At 55.1% G+C, this 14,906-nt stretch carries 19 protein-coding genes and 1 tRNA gene; 15 read left to right on the plus strand and 5 right to left on the minus strand.

Translation table 11 applies throughout. The features are described 5' to 3' along the window. Positions 1 to 147: 147 nt before the first annotated feature. Complete coding sequence (locus ACR0AY_RS02510) at positions 148 to 993, plus strand: hypothetical protein (RefSeq protein WP_480453684.1); 846 nt, start codon at positions 148 to 150, stop codon at positions 991 to 993. Between the two features lie 76 nt (positions 994 to 1,069). On the opposite strand, the gene ACR0AY_RS02515 is transcribed toward ACR0AY_RS02510, so the two are convergent. The 3 genes from ACR0AY_RS02515 to ACR0AY_RS02525 all read right to left on the minus strand — a co-directional run bounded on the left by ACR0AY_RS02515 (position 1,070) and on the right by ACR0AY_RS02525 (position 3,619). After that, positions 1,070 to 1,717, minus strand: coding sequence for a response regulator (locus tag ACR0AY_RS02515; RefSeq protein WP_170392761.1), 648 nt, complete (start codon positions 1,715 to 1,717; stop codon positions 1,070 to 1,072). After that, positions 1,714 to 3,111 carry a sensor histidine kinase gene (locus tag ACR0AY_RS02520; RefSeq protein WP_480453685.1) on the minus strand — a complete coding sequence of 466 codons (1,398 nt, stop codon included), beginning with the start codon at positions 3,109 to 3,111 and terminating at the stop codon, positions 1,714 to 1,716. Before ACR0AY_RS02520 ends, ACR0AY_RS02515 begins: the two co-directional genes overlap by 4 nt. A gap of 109 nt (positions 3,112 to 3,220) precedes the next feature. Continuing rightward, the gene (locus ACR0AY_RS02525; RefSeq protein ID WP_170509942.1) at positions 3,221 to 3,619 is read right to left on the minus strand and encodes a MerR family transcriptional regulator; all 399 of its coding nucleotides are present in this window, start codon (positions 3,617 to 3,619) and stop codon (positions 3,221 to 3,223) included. Positions 3,620 to 3,718: 99 nt separating this feature from the next. Between ACR0AY_RS02525 and ACR0AY_RS02530 the strand changes: the two genes are divergently transcribed. Both ACR0AY_RS02530 and ACR0AY_RS02535 read left to right on the plus strand, forming a co-directional pair. After that, positions 3,719 to 4,042, plus strand: coding sequence for a hypothetical protein (locus ACR0AY_RS02530; RefSeq protein ID WP_170509939.1), 324 nt, complete (start codon positions 3,719 to 3,721; stop codon positions 4,040 to 4,042). Between the two features lie 22 nt (positions 4,043 to 4,064). Further along, positions 4,065 to 4,265, plus strand: coding sequence for a GDCCVxC domain-containing (seleno)protein (locus tag ACR0AY_RS02535; protein ID WP_480453839.1), 201 nt, complete (start codon positions 4,065 to 4,067; stop codon positions 4,263 to 4,265). A 289-nt stretch (positions 4,266 to 4,554) separates the two neighbouring features. Here ACR0AY_RS02535 and ACR0AY_RS02540 read toward each other — a convergent pair. Continuing rightward, positions 4,555 to 4,644, minus strand: a tRNA-Ser gene (locus tag ACR0AY_RS02540). Between the two features lie 123 nt (positions 4,645 to 4,767). On the opposite strand from ACR0AY_RS02540, the gene ACR0AY_RS02545 reads away from it, so the two are divergent. The 9 genes from ACR0AY_RS02545 (at position 4,768) to ACR0AY_RS02585 (ending at position 12,253) form a co-directional block, all read left to right on the plus strand. Then, a complete protein-coding gene (locus ACR0AY_RS02545) occupies positions 4,768 to 5,610 on the plus strand; it encodes a DUF2059 domain-containing protein (protein ID WP_170421599.1) in 843 nt (280 codons plus the stop codon). Continuing rightward, complete coding sequence (locus tag ACR0AY_RS02550; protein WP_170509936.1) at positions 5,610 to 6,416, plus strand: DUF2059 domain-containing protein; 807 nt, start codon at positions 5,610 to 5,612, stop codon at positions 6,414 to 6,416. Before ACR0AY_RS02545 ends, ACR0AY_RS02550 begins: the two co-directional genes overlap by 1 nt. A 233-nt stretch (positions 6,417 to 6,649) precedes the next feature. Then, positions 6,650 to 7,267 carry a 50S ribosomal protein L21 gene (locus ACR0AY_RS02555; RefSeq protein ID WP_170421606.1) on the plus strand — a complete coding sequence of 206 codons (618 nt, stop codon included), beginning with the start codon at positions 6,650 to 6,652 and terminating at the stop codon, positions 7,265 to 7,267. An 11-nt stretch (positions 7,268 to 7,278) separates the two neighbouring features. Further along, the gene (rpmA, locus tag ACR0AY_RS02560; protein WP_010440093.1) at positions 7,279 to 7,548 is read left to right on the plus strand and encodes a 50S ribosomal protein L27; all 270 of its coding nucleotides are present in this window, start codon (positions 7,279 to 7,281) and stop codon (positions 7,546 to 7,548) included. 95 nt (positions 7,549 to 7,643) lie between these two features. Beyond that, on the plus strand, positions 7,644 to 8,252 hold the full coding sequence (locus ACR0AY_RS02565; protein ID WP_170509934.1) for a LysE family translocator: 609 nt from the start codon (positions 7,644 to 7,646) through the stop codon (positions 8,250 to 8,252). Then, positions 8,249 to 8,785, plus strand: coding sequence for a GNAT family N-acetyltransferase (locus tag ACR0AY_RS02570; protein ID WP_170509932.1), 537 nt, complete (start codon positions 8,249 to 8,251; stop codon positions 8,783 to 8,785). Before ACR0AY_RS02565 ends, ACR0AY_RS02570 begins: the two co-directional genes overlap by 4 nt. A 37-nt stretch (positions 8,786 to 8,822) precedes the next feature. Then, positions 8,823 to 9,857: a GTPase ObgE gene (gene obgE, locus ACR0AY_RS02575; RefSeq protein ID WP_170509929.1), complete on the plus strand. Its 1,035-nt coding sequence runs from the start codon at positions 8,823 to 8,825 to the stop codon at positions 9,855 to 9,857. Next, positions 9,845 to 10,951 carry a glutamate 5-kinase gene (gene proB / locus ACR0AY_RS02580; RefSeq protein WP_170509926.1) on the plus strand — a complete coding sequence of 369 codons (1,107 nt, stop codon included), beginning with the start codon at positions 9,845 to 9,847 and terminating at the stop codon, positions 10,949 to 10,951. Before obgE ends, proB begins: the two co-directional genes overlap by 13 nt. Before the next feature lie 39 nt (positions 10,952 to 10,990). After that, positions 10,991 to 12,253 carry a glutamate-5-semialdehyde dehydrogenase gene (locus tag ACR0AY_RS02585; RefSeq protein ID WP_170509923.1) on the plus strand — a complete coding sequence of 421 codons (1,263 nt, stop codon included), beginning with the start codon at positions 10,991 to 10,993 and terminating at the stop codon, positions 12,251 to 12,253. Here the strand turns inward: ACR0AY_RS02585 and ACR0AY_RS02590 are convergent. After that, the gene (locus tag ACR0AY_RS02590; RefSeq protein WP_170509920.1) at positions 12,250 to 12,846 is read right to left on the minus strand and encodes a histidine phosphotransferase family protein; all 597 of its coding nucleotides are present in this window, start codon (positions 12,844 to 12,846) and stop codon (positions 12,250 to 12,252) included. The two genes, ACR0AY_RS02585 and ACR0AY_RS02590, sit on opposite strands and share 4 nt — an antisense overlap. 42 nt (positions 12,847 to 12,888) lie before the next feature. On the opposite strand from ACR0AY_RS02590, the gene ACR0AY_RS02595 reads away from it, so the two are divergent. From ACR0AY_RS02595 to olsA, 3 genes are all read left to right on the plus strand, one after another. Beyond that, positions 12,889 to 13,071: a DUF3553 domain-containing protein gene (locus ACR0AY_RS02595; RefSeq protein ID WP_010440107.1), complete on the plus strand. Its 183-nt coding sequence runs from the start codon at positions 12,889 to 12,891 to the stop codon at positions 13,069 to 13,071. Between the two features lie 105 nt (positions 13,072 to 13,176). Further along, the gene (gene olsB / locus ACR0AY_RS02600; RefSeq protein WP_170509917.1) at positions 13,177 to 13,932 is read left to right on the plus strand and encodes an L-ornithine N(alpha)-acyltransferase; all 756 of its coding nucleotides are present in this window, start codon (positions 13,177 to 13,179) and stop codon (positions 13,930 to 13,932) included. After that, the gene (olsA, locus tag ACR0AY_RS02605) at positions 13,898 to 14,773 is read left to right on the plus strand and encodes a lyso-ornithine lipid O-acyltransferase (RefSeq protein WP_480453688.1); all 876 of its coding nucleotides are present in this window, start codon (positions 13,898 to 13,900) and stop codon (positions 14,771 to 14,773) included. The genes olsB and olsA overlap by 35 nt, the downstream gene beginning before the upstream one ends. Positions 14,774 to 14,906 lie beyond the last annotated feature (133 nt).

Here is a 14,906-nt window from a genome sequence, read left to right on the forward strand (position 1 = left end):
GTTCTGCAAAGAATCTATTGGTTTGACTGATCTGGTTAAGACGTTCGGCTTGAAATTCGTCAGACCTAAGCCCGATGTGGGAAAGTCGGGCCGGTAGTAGCCTGTCTCCAATGCCATGAAGCGTGACGATCAAAATTGGAGGCGAAAATGAAAATTCAAAGAAAGCTGGGTCAACTTCTAAGTACCGCGGCGTTGGCTTCGTTGATTGCCGCGACGCCTTATGTGCCAACCTTTGATGACGATGGCCGCCTACATTTTGAACCGTCATATGCCTTTGCCAAAAGCGGCAAAGGGAAAGACGGGGATGATCGTGACGATGACAGGGATGATGATCGCGACGACGATCGGGATGATAACTCGGGGTCGGGTAATAGCGGCCGTGGTGGCGACCGAGATGATGATCGTGATGACGATAGAGACGATGATCGAGACGACGACAGAGATGATGACCGGGACGACAATTCGGGGTCAGGAAAAAGTGGTCGCGACGACGATGATGATGACGATAATGACGATGATGACTCCAAACGCTCCAATAAGGGCAGCGGAAAGAAGGATAAGTCTAATTCAGGGGGCAAATCGTCGGGTTCGGCTGGGATAACAAAGGTCGAAACGAACGCCAAGGGCATTGAGGTGCGTTACTCGGACGGAACCAAGGAAGAGATCGAAGACGGGCGGTATGAGAGAAAGAATGCTCAGAACCGAACTGTTGAGGAACGCCCCGCGACAGGCGCTGACGTTTCAAGGCTTCGGTCCTTGGCGAATGGTATCTCAATCGACAATGTACGCTCATCTGGGCAAGGCGGCACTGCTGGAAGTCGACCCACGAAAATCGAACGCCAAGGCAACAATATCGAAGTAAATTATGCCAATGGTTGGAAAGAGGAGATCGAGTTTGGGCGTTACGAGTTGAAAGACCCTTACAACCGGACTGTTGTTGAAAGAAACGCAACGGCCTCTGATCGCCGGAGGTTACAGTCGGTCGCCAACTGAGCTGCAATTCCAGTCGATAATCCGTTGGCGGCTTCTTTTTGGTGAGGGGCCGCCACCGTCGTCAAAGAGACCGCAGCTATTCTCCCTTGTTCCAAACATCATGTGCAATGAGCGCGGCCTCTACCCGATTTCGCGCATGAAGCTTGGACAGAACTGCGGTCATGTAGTGCTTCACGGTCTTTTCCTGGAGGTCTAACTCGTCAGCGATTTCACGATTACTCAGTCCTTTGGCCACACGTCTCAGTATTTCTTCCTCACGATGTGTAAGGTCATCTAGAATGCTGCTGTTAACAGACATGCCGGTGTCAGCGTTGATTTGAAGAAGTACCCTCGAGGCCAAGCCAGGAGAAACGAACCCTTCACCTGCGGCGATGCTGCGTAAAGAAGCGGTTAGTTCGCTCGCGGTTACTCCCTTCACAATGTACCCAATCGCACCCGCCTCCAAGGCGTCCGCGACATCGCCGCTGTTCTCTGAGACCGTCAAGATTGCAATGACGGGTGGATTTGCCATTGCCGCGATTTTACGTGTCGCGCTTATCCCGCCACCGGGCATCGAGAGGTCAAGAATAGCTATGTCCGGCTGATGCGTGCCGACCAGCGATACTGCCTCTTCAGCACTGGACCCAGCGGCTAAAACTTCGAAGCCATCTGCTTCATCCAACGTGCGTTGCAAACCATCCCTGAATATCGGGTGATCATCGGCTATTACGACAGATGTAGTCATGATGTGCCTAACTTTCTGGGAAATAGTGTCATAGCTATGGTGGTGCCTTCGCCCGGTCTCGATGCGACGTCGAACCTGCCACCAATACTCTCGACCCGATCTCGCAAGCCCATAAGCCCCTGGCCACCATCGTCTCGCAACGCGGTTTCTTCTGACCTGTCAAATCCTGGTCCGTCGTCTGTGATCTTTACAACTATGCGGTCGTTCTGCGCCTCAGCGATAACAGTGCACTTGGAAGCTGGAGCATATCTAGCGGCATTGGAAAGCGTTTCCTGGAGGAACCGAAAAACGCACAGTTTGTCGGACAATGACAACTCTGGGGCCTGGCTGCCCAGGAATGAAATATCCGGTCGCAACGGGCTGTGTTCGGCGTGATCCTCTACGGCTCTCTTCACAACATCGACGAGTGACAGGCTATCGATATCTGGCGCGGACAGCCCTCGCGAAATTGCGCGAATTTCAGCCAGCGATTTTTGCAAAGACTGCTGAATTTCCACTGCCTCTTTAGGCCTTTCCGATTCTTTGGAAAACGCGGCCTCCAGTCTAAGGGCGGCGAGCGACAGGTATTGCGCAGGGCCATCATGTAGCTCAGCTCCAAGATTCTTGAGCAACCGATCTGTTTGCGTGGTATATCTTTCTGACGCCTCGACCACACGCGCCCGCAGCAGCGCATTCTGCTCAGCCATCCTTTCACTTTCTGTCAGACGCTGTTTAAGCAGAGTCCCCTGTTGTCGAATTGTTTTGTCGCCAATTGCGACGATGGTATACAGAACAATAGTACTTGCCAGGAATGCGGAGCCGACGACCAACCAACTTGTTCGCCTGGCCTTGGCTAAGTCTAACTCAAGCTGGTCAGCTCTTTCGTAGAACTCCGCAACTGCGATGATTTCGCCGGACCAGAGTTCGCGGATGGGGCTGTAAACTTCCAGCAGTGGTATCCCCAATGCCGCCTCGGCGGCGCTCTCGGCATGATCAAGCTCTTCGAAAGAGCCGGAGATATCACCGTTCCACGCTCGCCTTAAATCATCCGTTGGATTGAAACGGTTTCCTATGATGTCTGTATCCGAGGCATGCGCAATCACACCGCCTTGCTTCCAGAATTTGTAGGAAACGATACGGTCACGCATTGGCTGGGTCATGAAAATCTCGTCCAGAGCCAGGCCCGCCTGTTCAGAAAGGCGGTCGCCATGTGCCAATTCCTGGCTGAGCGGGGAAACTACGCTTTCCATATACAGCGCCGCAGAGTTAGCGGAGTTTTGCACGACTGCGTTCTGAATTCGATTAGACACCCAGACCCCAACGACTGCGGTAGCAGTACCCATCACGAAGATACTGGCCGCAAGAAAGACTCGCGACAACGACCAATTGCCAATCGTCAAGTCAGTTACTTTCACTCTCATCGTGAAATCGACTATGAACTACAATCTGTTACCGCACCACAGACCTTGGTCTGACGTGATCTGGCTAAATCTCAGACCCTGAGTTTCCGCCCAGTGTCCAGTGTCAGATATCATCCATCGTTCCCAGTCTTTGCAGCATCGGGCAGTGAACGTTACCACTATCACAATTGGCGGTAAGCTCACTCAAGGCGAGCTCCAGACGTCTGAGCTCATCAATCTTGCTTCGAACGCTGGCAATATGCGCCTCGGCCAATTCTTTCACTGACCAGCAGTCTTCGGCACTTCCTTCTGACAGCTCTAAAAGCGCCTTTGCGTCTGGGAGAGGAAATCCCAGGTCGCGGCACCTCTTCAAAAATCGAAGTCTTCCCACATCGCTTGCTGAATAGAGGCGACGATTGTTCAGAGCTCGCACAGGTCTTGGTACGATACCTTCGCGTTCGTAGTAGCGGATGGTTTCTATGCCAACCCCGGATTGCCGGGAAGCCTCACCTATCGCAATCATGTGAAGTGCCTCCACTTGATCCTGTAGTTACTACAGGAGTTATACGCTCTGAATACCGGTGCTTCAACACAATCAAATCGAGCATCTCGGGAGCAAAAGATGAAGAAATACGTGAACCTCAGCTACTTGGGATCGGTTTCAGCTCTGGGCGTCGCAACGTGCTGTGTTCTTCCAATGGCCATGATGTTGTTAGGCTTGGGCGGCAGTTGGTTGGCAGTATTCGGAAAAATAGCGGCGGCAAGCTACTATGTTCTCGCCGTCTCAACAGCGCTGGTCGCGGTTTCGTGGTTCTTAGCGCATCTAAACGGGACGTTGGCAAATCTGAAATGGTGGCTTGTCGGAAGCACGGCGACTACCGCGTTGGCATGGGTCATCGTGTTCAATGAGGCTCAAATCAATGACTATCTAATCATGCGGATGTGAGACAATGACAAATCAAACTGTGATGCTCGATAGCAATTTGACCTGCCCAAAGTGTGGGCATATGGAAACCGAAAGAATGCCAACTGACTCGTGCCAGTGGTTTTATGAATGCAAATCGTGCAAGGCAGTCTTGAAACCGTTAGAAGGCGATTGCTGTGTCTTTTGTTCCTACGCAACTGTACCGTGTCCGCCAATTCAGTTGGGGGATAGCTGTTGTGGATAGGTCTTTCTACGGGTCGGATTGATTGACTGCGGACAATACCGAAGGAGTAAAAGATCTAGTACTTTTGGCCCGATCCAGCCGTTGGGCAATGGTTCTTGAACGACTGCTCGGCCGAAAATAACAAATTGGAAAGAGGGCGCCGGGCACAGTAGCTTTTTTGGGGCAAGGCAAATGAAAAACTACTTCAATCTATTTGAAAACGGACCCATCCGATGCTCAACGACAAGTGCACTCGGTCGTGAGTAGGGCATCGAGACTGTATTCAGGAATGTTGCTGGTAGCAAAATAGTGGCGGAGAGACAGGGATTCGAACCCTGGGTGGGCTTGCACCCACAACGGTTTTCGAGACCGCCCCGTTCGACCACTCCGGCACCTCTCCGCGGGGGTCTGTGAGGGGGGGATTTAGTGGTGAACGGGCAGGGGTGCAAGCAGAAAGTTCCGGATTTTGACGATAGTGGGATTTTCCATTGCCAGAGGTAAGAAAACACCTAGGCTGATATGTATGACTTACTTTATACGCCAGTTCGCAATCAGCCTCATCCTTCCAATTTTCTCACTTGGTGTCATGGCCTCGCCATCTCAGGCCGCCAGTCAGGATCAGATTGAGGCGTTTCTGACCACGACAGGTTTTGACGTTGCCTTGGAAAGCATAGCGCAGGCCTCTGCTTCGGCCCCGCAGATGCTGGGTATCGACCCTGACGGCTTCGGATCGGATTGGGCGCGTCTGACCGAAGAGGTGTTTGATACCGCTTTGATGCACGAAACGGCCGTCTCTATCCTTGAACAGACGCTTAGCGAAGAGGCGCTGGTCCACGCGGTCTCGTTTTATGCCTCGGAGTTGGGGCAAAGACTGGTCGTTGCTGAAAACGCCGCTCATATGGATGACGATGATGATGCCAAACAACTGGCCGGGCAGGAAATCGTCTCGAAGTTGATAAAAGAAGGCTCATCGCGCGTTGAAAGCCTGAAGCGCATGAACCGTGCGGTGGACGCCAGCGGAACCTCGCTGCGCGCGCTGCAAGAGATTCAGGTGCGGTTTTTACTGGCCGCAAGTGCGTCTGGCATTATCGACATGCAACTGAGCGGAGATGAACTGCGCGCGATGATCCAACGCAATGAAGGTGAGTTGCGTCGATCTCTGCAACTGTCAGCTTTGGCAGGGGCGGCTTACACCTACCAGGATTTCTCGGATGAGGATGTCGACGCCTATGTTGACGCTCTGGAACAGCCTCTGATGCAGGAGGTCTATGAGCTGTTGAATGCGATCCAATATGAAATCATGGCGATGCGGTTCGAAGTATTGGCCGCCCGCATGGCCGAATTGCGCCCGGCGCAGGATATCTGATGCGAGTTTTAGCTACGGCACTCTGTTTGACGATCTGGGCGCTGCCTCTGGCCGCAGGCGAGCGTGCTGAAAGACTGATGCATGCGATGCATATTTTGGATTTTATGAAAATTCTTAGTGAAGAAGGCGTGGCGCAAGGGCATGCAATCAACGAGTCGATGCTGGGTAGCTCAGGAGGAGCCTATTTTTTGGCGCAAGTTGAGGATCTGTACGATCCGACCACGATGCACCAGCAACTTTCGCTGTCGGTTGGCGAGGTGATGTCCGATGCGCAGCTAGAACAAGCTTCGATCTTTTTTGAAAGCGAACTGGGGCAAAGCATCGTTTCTCTGGAAAACTCGGCGCGCCGGGCCATTGCAGATGACGCGATCGAAGAGATGGCACGCAGCGCTTACGAACAGGCTGATCGCGAGGGCATGTTTTTTCGTCTTGTAGACGAATATGTGCAAGTCAACGACCTGATCGAGAAAAATGTGCAAGGCACCATCAGCGCTGATTATAGTTTTTACCAAGGACTTGCCTCTGGGCAAAGCGCCCTGTTTGACGATGCATCCGTGTTGCAGGAACTGCTATCTCAGCATGAGAACACCAGGGCTGAGACAACTGAATGGATGTACTCGTTCCTTTTATTGGCCTATCAGCCGTTGAACGAGGCTCAGATGCGAGAGAACATCGCCTTTTCCCGCACCGATGCGGGTCGGGCCTTGAATTCCGCCTTGTTCATGGGTTTTGATGAGATGCTAAACGGCATCTCTTACCAGCTTGGGCAATCCGTCGCGCAAGCCATGAAAGCGTCGGATCTCTGAGCCGCAGATTTTCGGATCTCAAAGCTGCGGATTTTTGGTTGACTTTCTTCATGAATGCTTCGATAAGCGCGCATCCCGGCCGGCTTTCCGCGCCGGGTATCGTTATTCTTTGACCTGATGGCATGTGCCAAAGGTCATTCACACAGCCCGAAAAGGGCGCGCTGTTCGAGGTGGCGAAAGCCAGTAACACCCAATCGGGGACCACAGAACGCGGTTAGACAAAGGAAAGACGCATGTTTGCGGTCCTCAAGACTGGCGGCAAGCAGTACAAGGTTCAGGCGGGCGATGTGCTCCGTGTTGAAAAGCTGGCTGCCGACGCAGGTGAAAAAGTTCAATTCAACGATGTTCTGATGCTGGGCGGCGACGCACCGGTTGTTGGTGCACCTTTCGTTGAAGGCGCAGGCGTACAGGCCGAAGTGATCGAACAGATCAAAGGTGACAAGGTCATCAAGTTCGTCAAGCGCCGTCGTAAGCACAGCTCGAAGCGTACCGTTGGTCACCGTCAGAAACTGACTCTGGTCAAAATCACCGACATCCTGTCGTCGGGCGCTGACAAGTCGGGCATCAAAGCTGCAACCGGTTCGGCACCGGCTGGCGAAGCTGCTCCGGTAGCGAAAAAGCCTGCCAAGAAAGCTGAAGCCAAAGCAGAGGCACCCGCCGCAGCAGCTGCCGCCGACGATCTGACAGCCCTTAACGGTGTCGGCCCTGCCGCTGCCAAAAAGCTGGTTGAAGCCGGTATCGAAAGCTTTGCCGCTCTGGCCGCCTTGTCGGACGAGCAGATTGCTGCTATCGACACCATCAAAGTGAAACCCGAATGGGTTGAGCAAGCCAAAGAGCTGGCTCAGGGCTAAGGAGAGAGAGAATGGCACATAAGAAAGCTGGCGGTTCCTCCCGTAACGGTCGCGACTCAGCTGGTCGTCGCCTTGGCGTGAAGCTGTATGGTGGCCAGGCCGCCATCGCAGGCAACATCATCGTACGTCAGCGCGGCACCAAGTTCTGGCCGGGCGAAGGCGTAGGCATGGGCAAAGACCATACCATCTTTGCAACTGTCGATGGCGCCGTGAAGTTCCATAAGGGACTTAAAAACCGCACCTTTATTTCGGTCCTGCCAGTGGCGGAGGCCGCAGAGTAAGCCGAAACCCAGAAGGTTTAAGAAAAATTCATGGGGGACCGGCACAAAGTGCCGGTCCCTTTTTCGTTTTAACGCAGTCGTGATCACCAGAACCGATGACAGTCGCAACCACCAGTTTCCTGATTTTTGCCGCTTCGCAGGTCGGCACGCCGGGACCGGCCAATATGGTCCTGCTGGGTACAGGTGCGCGTTTTGGCTTTCGGTCGGCACTGCCCTTTGTGGGCGGGGTCATTCTGGGAAAACAGCTGATCATCTGGCCGGTTGGATTTGGCCTGATGCAAGTTGCCGATCAAGCGCCGTTGGTGTTCGAGACACTCAAATATGCTTCTGCTGCATATATTTGCTGGCTCGCGTGGAAAATTGCCAATCTGCGGCTTTCCCGAGGTCAATCGGATAAGCAAGTGCCCGGTTTTCTGGCGGGGTTAATAGTGCATCCTCTTAACCCTAAGGCTTGGGCAATGATTATCGCAGGCTTCACCGGGTTTGTGGCAACAGGAACACCCAGTTTTGAGGCGACCCTCACGATCGCTCTCTGTTTGTTAATCTGCCAGATCGTATTGCACCCGATCTGGACATTTGCCGGAGATCGGATCGCCCATGCGGTTGAAGGTCGGCCTGCGGAAAAATATCTGATGTGGACGTTAGCCAGTTTGACAGTTGCGTCCGTACTTTTTGTGTTGTTCGGAGGAGGAACGCACTCATGAAAATTGAGGCAATAATAAATCAGCCGGTCATTGAAACCGAGCGGTTCGACCTTCGCCCTCTGCGTCGGTCGGATTTGGGTCTCATTGAGCACTATGCAGGCGATGAGCGTGTGGCGCGCATGACGACATCGATCCCGCATCCATTGCCACCTGGCTCGATTGAGGCGTTTGTGATGCGCGCGATGGCCGAAGACCGGGACGAGGATGTCTGGGCAATGGATGCCACAAAGGATGGTGGCCCGGAGCTGATCGGACTGATTTCATTGACCCGGCTGGATCGCAACCAGTCCGAGGTCGGCTATTGGGTCGCCCCGGTGTATTGGAACACCGGCATTGCATCGCTGGCCGTTGAAACGCTGGTCAACGCCAATCCGCTGGAAAACGCGACCATGTTTGCCAGCGTGTTCCAGGACAACCCGGCCTCGGCCCGGGTTCTGACCCATTGCGGGTTCCAGTATCTTGGCGATGCGGAAACCTATTCGGTGTCGCGCGATGCGAATGTGCCCACCTGGACCTATACAAAGAAACTCTGACTTGTGGCCGATGGGGCCTTTGCAGTAGGGGACAGCTATGAAATTTCTCGATCTTGCAAAGGTCTACATCCGGTCCGGGGCCGGAGGTGGCGGCTGCGTCAGCTTTAGACGTGAAAAGTACATCGAATACGGCGGACCCGATGGCGGGGACGGCGGTAAAGGCGGTTCGGTTTGGGCCGAAGTTGTGGACGGGCTGAACACCCTGATCGACTTCCGCTATCAGCAGCACTTCTTCGCCAAAAACGGCCTGCCCGGTCGCGGTCAGCAGCGTACCGGCAAGGATGGCGATGACATCATCTTGCGCGTGCCAGTTGGGACCGAAATTCTGGACGAAGACGAAGAAACCGTGATCTGCGACCTGACTGAGGTCGGTCAACGGTTTTTGCTGGCCAAGGGCGGCAATGGCGGATTCGGCAACCTGCATTTCAAATCGGCAACCAATCAGGCCCCGCGCCGTGCAAATCCGGGGCAGGCGGGGATCGACCGCACAATCTGGCTTCGGCTAAAGCTGATCGCGGATGTGGGTCTGTTGGGCATGCCCAACGCGGGCAAGTCGACCTTTCTGGCCGCAACATCGAATGCGCGACCCAAGATCGCCGACTATCCGTTTACTACGCTGCACCCCAATCTGGGCGTTGTCGGTGTCGATAATGTAGAGTTCGTCGTTGCCGACATCCCCGGACTGATCGAAGGCGCGCATGAAGGGCGTGGAATCGGTGACCGGTTTCTGGGCCACGTGGAACGCTGCGCTGTGCTTTTGCATCTGGTCGACGGCACCTCGGAAACTGTGGTCGAAGACTATCGCACAATCATCACCGAGCTTGAGGCTTATGGCGGAGAGCTGGCGGATAAGCCGCGTATCACCGTATTGAACAAGATCGACGCTCTGGACGATGAGGAACGCGAACTGATTAAGGCCGAACTGGAAGAAGCCGTTCGCGGCCCGGTCATGACCATGTCAGGCGTTGCGCATTTGGGCGTGACCGAGGTGCTGCGGTCCTTGCGAGCTCAGATCGATGAAAACCGCCTGCGCCAGAAACCCGCCGAGGAGGCCACGCCTTGGCAACCCTGACCCATGCCCGCCGCCTGGTGGTCAAGATCGGATCGGCCTTGTTGGTCGACCGGGATACGGGATTGCTCAGGTCGGATTGGCTGAAATCGCTGGCGCAGGACGTGGCTTGGCTGAAAGGGCAGGGGACAGCTGTTGTTCTGGTCTCGTCCGGGTCAATCGCGTTGGGTCGAGGTGTACTTGGCCTGCCGATGCAGAATCTGCCGCTGGAACAGTCACAGGCCGCTGCGGCGGTTGGACAAATCCGGCTTGCCCGTGCGTATGAAGAAGCGTTGACGCCGCATGAGATCAAAACCGCTCAGGTGTTGGTCACGTTGGAAGACAGCGCGGATCGGCGGCGTTATCTGAATTCCCGTGCAACGTTGGAAACGCTGCTGAGCCTGGGTGTTGTTCCGATTGTCAACGAAAACGATACAGTCGCCACAGATGAGATCCGGTATGGCGACAATGACCGGCTGGCAGCGCAAATCGCCGTGACCATCGGCGCGGATCAGTTGATCCTGCTTTCAGATGTCGACGGGTTCTATTCGGGCAATCCCAACGAGGACACGACAGCCACCCGATATGACGTGATCAAACAGATCACGCCCGAGATCGAGGCCATGGCAGGTGACGCGGGATCGGGGCTGTCAAAGGGCGGCATGAAGACCAAGCTGTTGGCTGCCAAGATGGCAACCGCAGCTGGCTGCGATATGGCGATAACTGAAGGATCACCCCTGAACCCACTGAAAACGCTTGAAAATGGAGCGAGCTGCACTTGGTTCACGGCCACGCTCGATCCGCATGCAGCCCGGAAACGCTGGATTTCGGCGATGAAACCGCGCGGAGAGATCGTGATCGATGACGGCGCGGCAAGGGCGCTTTCCAATGGCAAAAGCCTGTTGCCCGCTGGCATTGTCGAGGTCACGGGTGATTTCGGTCGCGGCGATCCCGTCGCTGTTCTGGATGCGCAGGCGCGGAGGCTGGCACAGGGGCTAAGTCGCTATACCGCGCAAGAGGCGGATGCGATCAAAGGACGTAAATCGTCTGAAATCGAGGCGACGCTAGGCTATCCAGGCCGCGCGGCCCTGATCCACCGGGACGATCTGGCGCTGTAAGGGCGTGATTTGATAAACTGAGACCGAAAGGCGCTTGAGATGAAGGATTTCGACAACATTCCCGCAATGATGGCCGACCTTGGTGCGCGCGCCAAAGCAGCCTCGCAAGAGCTTGCTTTTGCCACCGCCGAACGCAAGCACGCCGCGCTGATCGCAGCCGCAGACGCCGTTTGGCACAAACGTGCCGACATTATCGAAGCGAACAAGAAGGATTTGGAGTTCGGGCGAGAAAAGGGTTTGAGCCCCGCGATGATGGACCGCCTGATGCTGGATGAAGCACGCGTTCAGGGCATGGTAGACGGGCTGCGCACCGTCGCCGATCAGACCGATCCTGTGGGTGAAGTATTGGCCGAATGGGACATGGCTTCGGGCCTCAACATTCAGCGTGTGCGCACGCCATTGGGTGTGATCGGCGTGATCTACGAAAGCCGTCCCAACGTGACGGCGGATGCGGGTGCATTGTGCCTGAAATCCGGGAACGCCGTGATCTTGCGCGGCGGGTCTGAGAGCTTTCATTCGTCAACCGCGATCCACGCCTGTCTGGTTGAGGGGCTAGCAGCTGCTAGCTTGCCCGAAGACGCCATTCAACTGGTGCCGACTCGCGACCGGGCTGCGGTGCAAGAGCTTTTGACCATGACTGATTATGTCGACGTCATCGTTCCCCGAGGTGGCAAAGGATTGGTCGGTCTTGTGCAACGCGAGGCGCGCGTGCCCGTCTTTGCGCATCTCGAAGGTATCGTTCATATTTATGTTGATAAAGCCGCCGATCCCCAGAAGACGCTGGATGTTGTGTTGAACGCCAAAACTCGGCGCACCGGTATCTGTGGCGCGGCAGAATGCTTGCTGATCCATCAAGACGTTGCAGAAACACTGGGCCGTGATCTGATCGCTGCTCTTCAAACTGCGGGTGTTGAAGTGCATGCCGAAGGCGTTTTGGCCAATGAAAACACCATTCCTGCGTCGGATGATGACTGGGGCAAAGAGTACCTAGATAGTATCATCGCTGTACGGCCCGTCGCAGATATCGACGCCGCGATTGCGCATATCCGGCAGTTTGGCTCAAGCCACACCGATTGTATCATGACCGAGGATTCCGTGGCCGCCGAGCACTTCTTCGAACGGCTTGACAGCGCAATCCTGATGCATAACGCCTCGACCCAATTCGCGGATGGCGGTGAGTTTGGCATGGGCGCTGAGATTGGTATCGCCACCGGCAAGATGCACGCGCGCGGTCCTGTCGGTGCCGCTCAGTTGACCAGTTTTAAGTATCTGGTGCGCGGAAACGGGACAACTCGGCACTAAAACCGCAGTGTCACCCGGGTTGCGGTCGTTTCTACCGTGATCCTGCGCCCCATCGTCGAGGCTGTGTCCGGCAGCAGGGCAAATTGAACCTGCGCCGGGCTTAGTTTTTCGGTAAATCGCCCCGAGCCAATCCCTTTCCACAGACCCGTATTGAGGTTCAGCTTGTCAGCAACGCCAGTCACCGTCCATGCGTCGCCCTGAGTTTCGATTTCCACTTCGCCGCCGAAGGGCATCGCATTTTCACAGCACATCACAGCCAGAAACGCGAGTTTAACCTGATTGCGCGGGACAGTTTCGGTCAGGTTCCAACTGATCCGCAGACGCCCGGCCTTTTCCACATCTTTAAGAAGCTCGACCACTTCGGTGCGACCCAATGGCTGATCGCTTGCTGATCCAAAGGCTACGCGGAAAAACCGGATGCGGGCGCCTGCACTGCCAACGCTGCCTGAAATCAGCTCCATTTCAGGGCCTTGGACTGCGCCAACCATCTCCAACAGCTCAAGCCCGTTGGTAATTGCCCCAATGGGGCTAATCAGATCATGACAGATCCGAGAGCCGATCAATTCGGCCAGGTTGACGTCTGACGCGCCCATGCGTACCTCCTGCTGCACCTGCCATTGGACCCGGAGCCCAACATGACAGATCTGAATGCCATTCTTGCACCGGGCATGTATGTCCGCCACCCCGATTTCCCCGATTGGGGCGTTGGACAAGTGCAGTCCAATATCGGAGGCAAGATCACCGTTAACTTTCGCGAGCAGGGGAAAGTGGTGATCGACGGGACACGTATAGCCCTGATGCCGGTCTTTGATCCGTGAAACTGGTTTAGGAAAGGTTAACAACTCGGGCAAAACGCGGGCTTGTTGCCTTTGGCCGAGCAATCGCGTTATCAGCGCGCAACAGCGATCGATGGAATTTTCTTGATGCCCGACGAAGGCCCCTCATTCACTGTCAAATTGGCCAATACCGAGGTTGAACTGCGGGCGGCCCAACGACTGCGCTACGACGTGTTTGTTCAGGAATTGGGCGGTGGCGGCGAGATGGTGGATCATGAGGCGAGGCTCGAGAAGGATCGGTTCGATCCATACTTCGATCATATGCTCGCCATCGACGATTCATCTGAAGAGGTGATCGGAGTCTATCGACTGCTTCCTGGTGAGCGAGCTGCCGAACTGGGGCAATTCTACTCTGAGGATGAATACGATCTCACCGTCCTGAAACAAAGCGGGCGCAAGCTGTTGGAGCTTGGACGCTCGTGCGTGCATCCGGATTATCGTGGTGGCACGGCGATGTATCATCTGTGGAATGGTCTAGCTGCATACGTCACCGAGCGTGATATTGAGGTCTTGTTCGGGGTCGCGAGTTTCCACGGAACCGACGTGAGCAAATTGGCGCAGCCGCTGTCGATGCTGCATCACAACCATCTTGCCCCGCTGGATTTGCGGGTTCGGGCCCAGCCAGAGGTATTTCAATCAATGGACCTTTTGGCACCCGACGCGCTGGATCGGCGCGCGGCGATGGTTCAGGTGCCGTCTCTCATCAAGGCCTACCTTCGCCTCGGTGGATTCGTGGGCGAGGGGGCATTTATCGATCATGCCTTCAACACAACCGATGTGTGTCTGATCCTTGACACAGCCCGCATGAATGAGCGTCAGCGGCGTATTTATGGTGGAGCATAACCCTGTGAGCGACCCATCGTGGCAAAGTGAAGACGCTCCTGATCCAATTGAGCTTGGTTTCTTAGGTTGGGTCCTGGTGATACTTCGCGGTCTGCCGCTGGCCCTTCTGGTTTTTGGGGGGCTGTTCGTCTTATTGGCGATACGTTTCATCGAACGACCGCTTTATGGCGTTCAACGGCCAGTGACACCGTTCATTTCTCAGTTCGTTTGTCGCAGTGCATTTCGAATTCTCGGGATCAGATTTCGCACCTCTGGCGCGCTCATGCAGGAACGCGGCGCTGTGGTTGCAAACCATACGTCGTGGTTGGATATCTTTGCGCTGAATGCCCGTAAGCGCGTGTATTTCGTATCGAAAGCCGAAGTTGCAAAATGGCCCGGCATCGGCTGGCTGGCACGCGCGACGGGTACGGTCTTCATCGAACGTGATCGCAAGAAAGCCCGCGAGCAGACCCGGATTTTCGAGGAACGTCTGAAAGCCGGGCACAAGCTGTTGTTCTTTCCAGAAGGCACCTCGACCGACGGACAGCGAGTTTTACCCTTTAAAACAACACTCTTTGCCGCGTTCTTCACTGAAGAGCTGCGGGAATTCATGTATGTTCAACCGGTTTCGGTCATCTTTCACGCTCCCCAAGGTCAGCCCAATAGGTTTTATGGCTGGTGGGGCGACATGGATTTCGGACCGCATTTGCTTAAGACTTTGGGGGCACGCCGACAAGGCACCGTGGAATTGATCTACCACGTGCCAGCCAAGGTTAGCGACTTTGAAAACCGCAAAGCTCTGGCAGCCCATTGCGAAGACGCGGTACGTCATGCGCATTCACTGGCGCGGCTTGAAAAATAGGGGCATTTGGCCCTTGCGCTGATGCTAAACCTGCCGTATACGCGCGCCATTCAAACCCGCAGGCGGGGTTTGGGCTTTTTGAGGGAGACATCCTTATCTGGCCCGCCGGTTGGAGCATCCGCTTCTTTCACCC

This window comes from Ruegeria sp. A5 (genome assembly GCF_056543005.1).